We start from the raw sequence: 11,976 nt of genomic DNA, 5'->3' as shown, positions 1-11,976 counted from the left end.
ATTTTACCATAACTTCAAATATTCAAACAAATTAGGTGATATAAATGTAAGGATTTCTCATATGTATCTTCTGGTTTTTTAGTTTATAAAAGGTATTAAATGAGCTTGTTTTTTGATAAGTATAAATTGAAGTATCTTATAATAATGGATATATTCAGTTTTTATACACGTCAGTTCTTCTTGTTATTACTTACCTTGATTTAATATGATTTCAGTTATTTGTTTATATAGTTTGCCAAATAAAGCGCAATCGACCTCATCAATTTTTAGAAAGTTGTCTTTAGAAACTTTTACGCTGAAGGATACTTCACCATAAAGAATATCAATTTAATGACTGTTATTCATAAGAGTGTAGATATGTAAAAGGACTGGGTAAGAATCTAGTCCTTTTTGCATGGATTTTTTTCGAAGACGATAAAAACAAAATAGATTCTAAGCGGATGAAAAAAGAAATAATAAAAGGAAGGCGCATTAATCGATTGTAAAAGCCTTACGGTTTCTTACGGTTTTAGGGTTTACATTTTTAAATTTTCTTGCTAGACTGTGCTCAAGAAGCAAAAATGAGTTCGGATAAGGAGAGTAGATGATTCATGAGACAAGTATTCCAGCTAAAAAATAAACCACATGGCATCGATCGAGGTAAACTGTTCCTCGATGAAGGATTCGTCTGCATCGGATGGCCGCGAATTAATAACCTTGAAAATGCGGGACGAGAAGAGATACGTGCAAGACTCGAAGAGGAGTACGGTTACAGCGGACAGCAGCTCGGTGCCTATACGGGAGCGGTTGACAGATTCGTGAACGTGATACAAGAGGGAGATGTCGTACTTGTCCCCGAGGTGTCAATTGTTCATGTCGGAATTGTTGGTCCTTACTACTACGATGAGAGATATGATAATGAGCAGGGAATGTGTCATCGACGAAAAATCAGTTGGCGTGCGACGATTGCGAAGTCTAGCTTGAACCAGAAGATGCTGGACTTCGTGAAGAATCGCGGAGTAATCACGAAGTTCTCTGGAGAGTTCGAAGAGACGGACCTCGAAGTGATTTTGTCCGATGATGTTGCATTCGATCCATTCACCGTGCTAGATAAGTCCGAGTATGCACGTCTACAGGAAAACTTGTTCGATCAAGATACAGTACTTTTTGCTAAAGACGTATTGATCAAAGCACTCCGTTCGGAAGACCAGGATTTACGTGTTAAGGCTGCTACAGAAATCTTAAGATTGTCCAAAAATTAAAAGTCTCGACAAACCAGACAAGATGGAGGGAACGACATGCTCTATACGGCAGAAAACGAACGGATAACTGCAGTGGCTTATGAAGGAGAGTTTAGACGAAGAATGGCTCATCTCGATAGTACGTCGTATCAAATCATCGTTGAGGAATTGAATCGCGTAGTAGATGGTAATGACGTCCATACATCTAGCTGGATTCCAGGACATGATTGGAGAGGGACTCTATATGAGCCTATTTGGCGCTCGTGTAAGATGAACAGCGAAGTAGCGGCAAAGTTTTATGGTCAAATTCTTTATAAGGTGATGATGGATAGACCGGAGAAGTGGTGTTTCGGCAGCTATCCGCATGCAAGAGGAAAGACCTATTTTCGTATCCATTGAGATACGATTGGCTTACCAAGTCAAGTAGGATCAAGCATGATGAACACGGTGATTTTCGAGAGGCAGGGGTGCAATATGGACAATGTGACAAAATATCTTAAAGCGATGGATGACAGTGAATTGGTTAAGTTATATGGGATTTGGTATGAAGAGATGAAGGAGAGAGGTATAATCCGGACACGAAACGTAGTAGGCGAGGTAGGAGAATATTTTGCCATCGAGACGTATCGTAACAATCCGTACTTTCCGAATCTTATACCGGCACGCATCAGTATGAAACATTTTGATGCGACCAGTGAGGATGGGACGAGGTATACAGTGAAGACGGTCACGAGTACGTCGACAGGGGTTTTTTTATGGGCTGAACCACCCGGAGTCCGAATTGGAGGATGAGCGCTTGTTCGATTATTTGATACTCGTCAGGCTGAACAAGGATTATACGTTGGCCGGAGTATACGAGATGGATTGGAGCACCTTCCTGGAGCTGAAGAGTTGGCACTCTCGGATGGGGGCTTGGAAAATGGCTGTCAACAAGAACGTCTTATCGCGATGTGTCAGAGTTGATATTTTGGAAAGTCATCACGGAGTGAACTAAACGATAGAAGCGCATGATTGATATGTGAGGAGCGATCCCGTCTATGACAGGGTCGCTTTTTCGTCTCTTAGGTGATGAGTGGATAAGGTATATTAACGGGACGATAAATAATCCGGAAGGATATCAATTAACTTCATTCATTTCATTCCATGAAATTCAAATTAAAATCGTTTTATTGAAAATAATAGGATAAAATTGTATATAGAGATGAAATCGGTTCAATTCATTAATAGAAGGCAGTCTCAGTGAACGTCCTCGAGTGAAACGAAGATTGGACGATGGTGTTGGCATTAGCGGGCACAACTACTTTTATAGGAGGTATCGATATGATTGATATGAAAGAAGTACTGGATGTAATCGGTAGCTCGAAGAATGTTTACTACGCATTAAGAAGCTCCTATGAAAAACCCACTCATTCTTATAGATTACGACGGACTGTCAATCGGGGGGCTCCGCTCTTCACGAGCGAGTTATACCTCATGATTCTTAAGGAGAAACGAATCCCGTCCGCTGAAGAGTTTAGTGAAGATTTCGTGAATTCTTTCTTTCCTAGAGGAGACAGGGATTCTGCGAAGATGCAAGCGAAATACGCTTACAAGGCATTGTTGACAGACATCCATTTATATTTCCAACTTTTGGAATCTGGGTTGTTCGATAAGGTAGAGATGAGTTTTTCGCACGACATCTTTGCGAAGAGTGACGTGCTTGTAGTGAAGGATGGTGTTCCGATAGGTCTACAACTATTCTCTGGAGACGAAGCTTATGTAAAGACAAAATCAATATCGATTGAACGCATCAAGCATCTGCTATCCTATCGGCTCTACGCCATACCGTTGAAATTACGAGAGAATCACCTAGATGCCTCTGAAGCACCGATGTCCCTTTATGAAAAGGAAGACGTGGAGGAGGTGTTGGGCCTATTCAGTCGAGAAACGGATACCGTTGAAGAAAAGTTGAAGCCGGAGTCGGACGTCGACCGTTTCGTCATGCTTCCGATACGACAAGAAGCAGTTACGACGATAGAAGAGGGAGGCAAGCAAAGGAAGCTTCTCGCGTCACATTCCGTGATCTTCGGTGGGAAAATGGATTCCGCTGAGTTCGAGTCGCTTCGTAAAGATGGAGTCGAGGTTCATCATATACCATTCGATGTACCAGGAATCACACCCTTTCGGATTATAGATGGAAATCCCCTTAGTCTACGTGGAAAGGAAGAATATCTGAAGAGGTATGGTCATCTGTCGAGTCGATTCAACTATAACCAATATGTCGTAGAACATGCAGATCCTACCCAACACATCGCAATCAATGCAAGTGCGGGAAGTGGGAAGACGACGACACTCATCGCACGCATCATGTACCTTCTCGACATGGGATTGGTGGACGGGCTCGATCAGATTGCTATGATCACATTCACGAACGAGGCGGCCAATAACATGGAAGAGTCTCTCGCGAAACGACTCATCCAAAGATTCAAATTGACGGGTGATCCGAGATACATGAAGCACATCAATGACCTACGACGGATGGATATATTGACCATCCCCTCATTCGGAAAGAACATTTTGACTCGATTCGGCCAGTACCTTGGTTTTGGATCGGGTTTCCGTGTCTCCAAGATGACGATGGAGCGACGACGAATGATTGAACGAATGTTCGAGGAAGTCCTTCACGAAAAGACGGTGCAAAATCCATTCGATGGAATGTGGTATTTCGAGGCCCGGGAATTCTTGGAGAGCGTGTGGGACAAGTTCGAACAAAAGGGTGTCATCTCTGATGATTTCTCTAAAATGAAGATATGCGAGTCGGAATCCGATTTCACGAAATCAGTTATCGAAATACTGAGGAAGTCAGACGAAGAACTATTTCGTTTTAAAATCGAGAATGACACGATTGGGATTTCAGATCTTACCAGATTCATGAAGTTGATCCGAAAGAACGGCGCGCCTATCGCGGAACTATCAGATAGGTATCGTTATCTGTTCGTCGATGAGTTCCAGGACACGGACATCTCGCAAATTCAGTCCATCGTAAGCATCATCGCAGCAACGAATATCCGACTTATAGCAGTAGGTGACGTGAAGCAAGGGATTTATCGTTTCAGGGGAGCAGATTCATCTGCATTCAAGGTGTTAGATAAAATGATGAAACATCACAGACTCGATCAGCCCGTTACTTATCGGCTTGATGAGAACTTCAGATCTAGCGAGCGGCTCGTAGTACGAATGGAAGACCATTTCTCGGCCTGGAGAAGAAGTCGATTGAAACTACTCCCTGAAGGAGAAGGTCGCATGGTTTCGAGAAAGAAGACAAATCAATCAGGAGAATGCCTGTTCCTGAAGAACGAACATATCGAAATAGATGAAATCAAAATGAGATTAGATGAAATCAGCCGAGGAGACGAAAGCAAGGGGAATAAAGTACTGGCGATACTCGTAAGGAGAAATGGAGAAGCTAAGAAAATCGGAGATATGATTAGAGGAGATGGACGCATCAAGAATTTTGAGGTGCGAATGGATGGCACTCTGTTCGAGTCCAAGGCCGCTCGTGACCTACTGATCCTTATCAATTCATGGGTGTACGCAAATCGTAAAGATGCCATACATGCTCTGTCGGAGACGGCATATGCGAAAACTGACAATTCCCATCCCCAGGTGTTCGAGTTCGTCAACGAGAATCGTTTGTCTGCGACCAACACGACCCTATCCTTACATGAGTCCTGGAAAGAGTCGCAAGAACGGTTGAAGTTCAGCCCGCTTCTCCCTGTCATCGATTCCTTCATCGAGAAGTCGAACTACAAAGTGCACCTTCGAGAGAAAGAGGTATCAGAAGTAGATATCCTTCAATATGAACTGAACCTCCATAAAATCATGATGTCCATCCATGAGACGTTCGCTGACGAACCGATTGATATCCTGACTCTACATGAATGGTTGGAGATGCAAGTCGCGACGAACAGGGAGGCCGACGAGGCAGAGTTGGATGATGCCAGTTTTGATGGCAACCCTGTCCGCGTCCTTACCGTACACAGGGCGAAAGGGCTCCAATTCGACACTGTCCTGATTCCTTATACGAACAACGCGATTGTAAAGAGAGATGATCAAGATGTAAATGATACGATCGTACATGTATCATCTACTGGAGAAATCGAGTTTGCCTGGAAACGGGTGAAACATGTAAAGAACAAAAAGGTCATCGATTTTAAGACCGCGCAGTACGAAAGTTTGAGAAAAGGTGAGAATGAAGAACAACTCCGTGAAGAGACAAGACTTCTTTACGTCGCGATGACGAGGGCGGAAGAACGACTATTCATTTATGAAATGGATGATAAAAGACAAGTGGGCGACGAACCGAACACATGGAAAGATTTATTGAAGATGGCAAGGAGGTCATGACATGCCTTATAAGATAATCACCTATGAGACGACGGAACAATTGATGCATCCGGATTCGACGTTTTCTGCATATCGGGATGCCATCCACATCACGGCTACGAATTCCTTGAAGCAAGGCATCATGAACAACAAGGATGACTTTTGTAACTGGATAGGGAGAGAGGTTTATTCTTTCTCGGAGTTATCGCAGGTGATAGGGGATGGTTGGTTCTCTGCATCCACAGAGCTTCTTCAATACACAAAACTCTCGGAGGTGCTCCGTCAGTATTCAGATAATCAGAAAGTGAAGCATCATGCGATGCATGGAGCTATCGATAAGAATCAGGAGACTGTGCTATCGACGATGCGCTTCCTACGCGAGAGCGGAATCACTTCGAAAAATTTGAACGAGCTCATGGGAGGGGCGGACGAGGAGGTTACATTCTACCATGCCATCCGTGGGATGGAACGGATGAGGATGTTCGAAAAATTTGATAATTGGTATCTCGGTTTCTCCGAACGAGCAATCGAGGTGTTTGAGAAAGCGTTAGTAGAACTCATTCATAAGCAGAAAAAGGAAGAGATTGCTCAATGGTCTGATGCGGATAAGAAAGAATCCAAGGACATCGTCAAACTTTTATTCAGAAGAAAAGGTGTGCTCGTGCTTCATGGATTCTATTTCTTGATGCCGATACAGAAAATGATATTCGATCGGCTGAGTAAGGATATGGAGGTCGTACACGTTGTGAATCATGCAGAAGGATATGCTCGTGGGTTCGAGCCTGTCGAGAAGTTCTTAGACATGGAGAACGTGACATGTATAAAGGCGCTGCACCACAGCTATCCGATCAACGTCCATGCGAAGAGGTTCCTAGACGTCTTGAACGGTACGTTCGAAGGAGAGATAGAAGGGTCCATCCATCGATATACCAACCTCTATCAGTTCCGAAAACATGCTATTAAGGAAGATCACGTATTGGTATCACCAAGAGCAGGCAAACTGAAGGGTTACATGGAAGATCCAGACAATCCACAGGATTTGCAGCTGTCCCAGTATCCGTTTGGTCGGTTTCTTCTCGATGTCCACCGTCTTAACGTCGGGAGATACGATGTCGTCGAAGGAAAGTACAGGAACGATGATGCGATGACCACGGACCTTCTGCAAAGAATCTTTAATTCTGGTTTCCTACTGGTGAAGGGTAAGTCCGCCAAGAGATACCTGAGGAGCCTCAAAATGCTATCGCCCATATTAGAGGGGGAGAAAACTTTCGAAGGATGGTTCAGAGCGCTTCGACAAATCAAAGAAATTAGAACCTCTTTGAAACGTGAATTCGGCAAACCAAAATTCAAGAAAGATTCATACAAGGGGAGAAATCTGGCTGATCATCTGATGTACAATCACCCGTTTGAGGTCGTAGGGCATCTCTCCGTACAGGACGAGGAAATCGATGGCATCATCGAAGGGATAAAGGCGATAAAGACCTTATACCAAAAGCTATTCAAAGAGGAGAAAGTGGACATTAAATCATATGTCAAAATACTCGATGAGCATGTCCAATCCGAGGTCTTACCACACATCAAGAAGGAGGCGGACAAGCAAATCGTCGAGTCCGTCCGTGAGGCCTTGAGCGACCTTGAAGATAGTCCCTTGGAGATTGTCCAACGAGAAGATTTAATCAGGGGATTGAACTTTTTCCTCGGGGGGAGTTCACACGAGGATGAATATGCTGCAGAGATGCGCGATGGACATAGGACTTCCGGAAGTCCTCTCGTCAGTCCGCTGTTAAATAGCGACGGCTTGCAGTTCGACATGAATCGAAACATTCATTTTTGTCTGATGGATCAGAAGTCGTTTCCATATACACAATCGCTCAATCTGTGGCCGTTGAAGAAGGTCAGCACCGACAAGCTGTTCAATGAAAATGTCAATCTCCGACAGTTGAAGATGAAGAAGGACATGGAGTTTGAGATCGCTTGTTATCTCTTCTATATCCTGATGTGTCAAGCAGTACACATCAAATTCTCCTTCGTTCAAGAACTAGAACAGGAGCGAGGATTGTCCCCTTCATACTATCTGGAATTGATGGGGTTAAAAGTAAGCCGACCACCGGAACACGAGGAACAAGTCGAAGACTCTAGAGATCAGAGAGATGAATATATAGACAACGAACTCGAACATTCTAAACGTTTCTACCACTACTTGCAACGTGATACTGTCTTGATATGCAAGAAGCGGGCACTCTACAGCTTCTTTTTGAACGACAGACCGATCTTCGAGTCGAAGTTCCACGGCAGCTTTACTTTCGAGAACCTTCTCCATCACGATATCGCTGGTAGATCAGAAGCGGGGGATGGACGATTTAATTTGATATCGAAAGCTTTTCCTCATTTGACGATAGTCGAGAAAAACATGCTCAGACTTCATCATGATGCATACTGGGGCAACAATGAATACAAACCAGCCTATCTAGATCTGGAAGGAATCAAGTATACTGACGCTCTACAAGGACTGGCTATATTCGGGAAAAGAAATGGGAACACAGAAAATCTCGGAAACATGAACATCGAATCGAGTCCAGGAAATCACTGCAAATATTGTCCCTATCAAATGATTTGTCGAGATGCACACATCAACACCCGGTGAAATTTTTAACGACCTAGAAGGTATAGAGAGGATAAAATACATCAAAAGAAGAGGCATCAATTAGATGAAGGTGAAGGTGATATGTCCATGCGGATGGTAGAGATGCTGCATAACTCCTACGATAGGATTACGAAAATTGAATTGAAAAATTATAACGATTAAGGAAGGGTTGAATTTCATGACTGGAGATTTGATGATTTTAAGAGAGACTCTAATTAAATTTGTCGAGAAGATCAAGGACGAATCGAAAAATAGAAAGACGAACTTTAAGAAGATGAAATTGGATTTTGATGAGCACAATACATTTTCTTTTAATCGTACTGATAAAGTAATAGACAAATATCCTTCTATTTTTAAGTTTATTGAGTCACTTGGATATGATATCGACGGAAATGTTATTCAGCCTTCTTTTTACGTTGAGTTGATTGAATCAACTCAAGCAATTAATGTTTTTAAAAAATATTTAGAGAGCTATCGAGTCGATCTTAATGAAGTTGGAGAAATAAACTTTTTTTTAGAATCATTATTCTGTTCAGTATTACAAGAGTATTCAGATATGCAAGGTGGAATTGATAGTATTTTAAAGTATGAGCTAGAGATAAATAAAATTGACGTGATACTAGCAAAATATATAAGTTGTCTTATGACTGGTCGTATGAATGTAAAAATAATCATTCCGATTTTAGGAGTGAGATGGAATAACATATCATCCTCAAAAAGATTAGAATTAAAGGTTTCTGAAAATATATATATTGAACAATTGACGGAGATTGAACAAGAATCTAGGGTATATGGAGGGATTACAGATTGGAATTATTTCGAATATTTCGATCATGAAAATCTATATGAAGCTAACAAATCTAATATGGCAATAGTGATAGATGAAGAAATAAACTTTGAAAATTCAGATTTATTTTTTTTTAATAGTAAAGTCTTTTCGGTATTCCAAAAGTATCATATGAAAATCAATTCGTTAATAAATTTTATTTCATTGGTTGCAGAACTCACTGACATTGGTTTTGATAAAGTATATCTGAAATGTGAAGGTAATATTTTTAATGGTTCAAGTCTACCTAGAAGTTTATGGGATAAGGTCAATATAATGGATAGTCAGAAAATAATTTTGAGAAAAGATTTATCTTCTTTGCCCTTCTCTATTCAAAGAGAGTTCCAACAAAAAAATAGTTTAAATAATGAACAACTAAAACTAGCCATAGAAAAATATAATGCCTTGTATAAAACTTATCATGAGGAACATATGAATAGAATTCAAGGAGCATTATATAGACGAACTAGGGCAATGATGGATTTTAATGAAACAGAAGGACTTTTAGACTCAATCATAGGAATCGAGCAGTTATTTAGTTCAGACAGCTCAGAACTTTCCTTTAGGCTATCTTTATATGTAGCAAATATTTTAAGGGAAGATAAAAAATTTATAAATATGGGAAAAAAAGAAATATTTGATGACTTTAAAAAATTATACTCAAAAAGATCGCAATTTGTTCATCGTGGAAAAGAACAAAAAGATACAAAAGCATTAATTTTTTTAGAGGCCGTTCTTCTGGGAGTCATAAATTCAAATAAAATAAATTTCGAGTCTAAGGAGAGTCTCGCAAAACAAATTGAGATGATTTATATATTTTCAAACTGACGAATATGTTTTTTGAATTATAAAAACACAAAAATTGCAGTTGATGGGCAGCTATTAGATTATTGTATGTTTTCTTTATACTTTCATCGATTTTAGTGAGTTTATTATGAGCTTATCTTTTTATTTATATTAAAAGAGTAAGGGGACGAAAATACGTTCGTCTCTTTACTCTTTAATAATGGGAGCTTGTGATGATTTTTAATGTAAAAAGAGTTCAAAAAATTAAGTGAGGCTAATTTTATAGTTTAGCCATCTATTAGTTAACATTAAAAGATGTGTTTTAGTCTCGAAGATTGGAGGAGGAGTAGAAACGTTTGAATGAGCGTTTGCGTTTTTTGTATAACCGTGCCTAGAAAGAAGTCCAGAGGCGCTAAACTGGTTCATATAACCTCTTACGTTTCCGGCATGTAATGCATCGAACGCATTCACAGCCTCTGATGAAAACTCGAGCATCGCATCTTGACTCCAGTCGTTTTTAATTGTCTCTAGAATTTTATATAAATTGATATAGTAATACCTAAGTGATTTATAAGCATCGTCTAATAATATAAATGTTGTGTGTACTAAATTATCATTTTGTGCAAGCGATAGATATTGATGATAGATATTCTTATAGTAATTTTTAGACATAGGTATAGTCGCTCCATAGGGATTCAAAGTTTCTTCGAATGCCATCGTCTCATTGTGCAAAGGACTCATAGAATATCTACCATTATTATCACTATTTTGATAGTCTGTATAAAAAATCTGGCTCAAATCGTAACTCCAGATTTGGTCATTCAGTAATCGTTGTATAGAAGTGAAGACTGCAATTAAGGTTTTTGCTCGATAAATAGCTTGTATGGGATCGCTTAATATGTCCAGATGTGGAGATCCTAGATAAAGAACACGATGTCCAGATAATAACTCTTCTTCGTGGACATTAAGATGATTTGAAAATCCTCTAACATATTCTGCTGCTGGCCCATAAGTAGTTATTTGAATGTGCCATGTCATTTAAAATAACTCCTAAAGAATAATTTGATTAATTTCGATCAATCTTTAATTTCTTTATATTTAAAGAATTGTTTCATAATATTTCGATTTATATGGATTCAATTCTTTATAAGCAATAGCATTTCTGAACCTCTCTAGAGTAGTTCCAGTCATTAGAGCTTCTGCATATTTGTCATTCTGAAGAGAATCAAAATATTTATTCAATATTTTAGGATCTTTAGGTGGAATTAGTAATCCTTTATCGTTTTTAAAATTGTTAAGATAATCCTTACCTTCAGAGAAGGCAATGTTTATGAATCCCATCAATAAATCTCGTGGACGTCTAAATTGGGGGTCTGAAATTTTTGGTGCGAATTTTGTGTATCGTTGCCAATTCTCATTACCGAAATTAACTTCTTGTTCAAACATTAATATTGCTAACGTTGCTAATGAGTTGTGTTTTTCGGCACTCGTGATGTTTGTAGGCATAGTTCCTCTCCATACAGATTTACATTCCTCTGCAGTTGTAGTCCGCAAAAGTTCATTGATTAGAGTGTCGTGTGTGATGTTTTTATAAATCCCTGTAATTCCCAAAATGTCAAAATAACCTTGCTTATCTCTTGCTCGGTCGATAAAATTAGGATTAATTTTTGTCATTAAGCCAGAATAGTTTTTCCGATGAAAAAAACCAAAATTTAAATTTGTTTTAGAATCATTCAACCATAAAAAGTATTCTTCTCCTGTCATTTCGATATCCAATAATCCATTTGACAGTAAATGATAAATATTCATATATTCCTCCTTATTAAAAATAATTTGTTGAAGATAATTACATATAAAATATTACATTAAAAAAATGAATTGTGAAAATATAAAAGTATTTATCTGATTTTTATGTATAGCTATTTTGTATTTCAAAGTGACGATTACTGATTCGAGAGGAGTAAGAATAGATGATTGATGTAAGTGAGACAATTCTTCTCAAATATTTTATAGGAGAAAATGCAATCACGGATGAAGAAGCTATCGCTTTACAAGATACCAAAAAAAGGTTCTATGAAGGTTTGGTGATTGGCAAGGACATGATACTGAATGATGGGAATAAGCTAGTGAAAGAA

General features: G+C 39.5%; 8 protein-coding genes. 6 read left to right on the top strand and 2 right to left on the bottom strand.

Annotated elements, in window-relative coordinates; translation table 11 throughout:
• Positions 1-590: 590 nt before the first annotated feature.
• The 6 genes from ACHA8N_RS05305 to ACHA8N_RS05280 all read left to right on the top strand — a co-directional run bounded on the left by ACHA8N_RS05305 (position 591) and on the right by ACHA8N_RS05280 (position 9,883).
• Positions 591-1,241 carry a hypothetical protein gene (locus ACHA8N_RS05305; RefSeq protein ID WP_393964978.1) on the top strand — a complete coding sequence of 217 codons (651 nt, stop codon included), beginning with the start codon at positions 591-593 and terminating at the stop codon, positions 1,239-1,241.
• Between the two features lie 36 nt (positions 1,242-1,277).
• On the top strand, positions 1,278-1,619 hold the full coding sequence (locus ACHA8N_RS05300) for a hypothetical protein (protein WP_393964977.1): 342 nt from the start codon (positions 1,278-1,280) through the stop codon (positions 1,617-1,619).
• Positions 1,620-1,703: 84 nt separating this feature from the next.
• Positions 1,704-2,012, top strand: coding sequence for a hypothetical protein (locus tag ACHA8N_RS05295; protein ID WP_393964976.1), 309 nt, complete (start codon positions 1,704-1,706; stop codon positions 2,010-2,012).
• Between the two features lie 528 nt (positions 2,013-2,540).
• Positions 2,541-5,606: a UvrD-helicase domain-containing protein gene (locus tag ACHA8N_RS05290; RefSeq protein ID WP_393964975.1), complete on the top strand. Its 3,066-nt coding sequence runs from the start codon at positions 2,541-2,543 to the stop codon at positions 5,604-5,606.
• A gap of 1 nt (position 5,607) precedes the next feature.
• A complete protein-coding gene (locus tag ACHA8N_RS05285) occupies positions 5,608-8,229 on the top strand; it encodes a hypothetical protein (protein WP_393964974.1) in 2,622 nt (873 codons plus the stop codon).
• A gap of 274 nt (positions 8,230-8,503) precedes the next feature.
• Entirely contained in the window at positions 8,504-9,883 is a 1,380-nt protein-coding gene (locus tag ACHA8N_RS05280; protein ID WP_393964973.1) for a hypothetical protein, read from the top strand.
• A 222-nt stretch (positions 9,884-10,105) separates the two neighbouring features.
• Here the strand turns inward: ACHA8N_RS05280 and ACHA8N_RS05275 are convergent, their stop codons facing one another.
• Positions 10,106-10,879, bottom strand: a complete 774-nt coding sequence (locus ACHA8N_RS05275) for a hypothetical protein (RefSeq protein WP_393964972.1) — start codon at positions 10,877-10,879, stop codon at positions 10,106-10,108.
• A 60-nt stretch (positions 10,880-10,939) separates the two neighbouring features.
• Positions 10,940-11,650: a hypothetical protein gene (locus ACHA8N_RS05270; protein ID WP_393964971.1), complete on the bottom strand. Its 711-nt coding sequence runs from the start codon at positions 11,648-11,650 to the stop codon at positions 10,940-10,942.
• Between the last annotated feature and the right edge of the window lie 326 nt (positions 11,651-11,976).

Origin of the sequence: Exiguobacterium sp. S22-S28, from assembly GCF_043359615.1 — a bacterium.
Taxonomy (GTDB): domain Bacteria; phylum Bacillota; class Bacilli; order Exiguobacteriales; family Exiguobacteriaceae; genus Exiguobacterium_A.
Note: the sequence above shows the minus strand (reverse complement) of the source record. Positions and strands in the feature narration are given on the sequence as shown.

Bases quoted from the DNA above. Each gene is read 5' to 3' on its own strand.
- ACHA8N_RS05305 (WP_393964978.1), top strand. From the start codon at position 591: ATGAGACAAGTATTCCAGCTAAAAAATAAACCACATGGCATCGATCGA.
- ACHA8N_RS05300 (WP_393964977.1), top strand. From the start codon at position 1,278: ATGCTCTATACGGCAGAAAACGAACGGATAACTGCAGTGGCTTATGAA.
- ACHA8N_RS05290 (WP_393964975.1), top strand. From the start codon at position 2,541: ATGATTGATATGAAAGAAGTACTGGATGTAATCGGTAGCTCGAAGAAT.
- ACHA8N_RS05285 (WP_393964974.1), top strand. From the start codon at position 5,608: ATGCCTTATAAGATAATCACCTATGAGACGACGGAACAATTGATGCAT.
- ACHA8N_RS05280 (WP_393964973.1), top strand. From the start codon at position 8,504: ATGAAATTGGATTTTGATGAGCACAATACATTTTCTTTTAATCGTACT.
- ACHA8N_RS05275 (WP_393964972.1), bottom strand. From the start codon at position 10,879: ATGACATGGCACATTCAAATAACTACTTATGGGCCAGCAGCAGAATAT.
- ACHA8N_RS05270 (WP_393964971.1), bottom strand. From the start codon at position 11,650: ATGAATATTTATCATTTACTGTCAAATGGATTATTGGATATCGAAATG.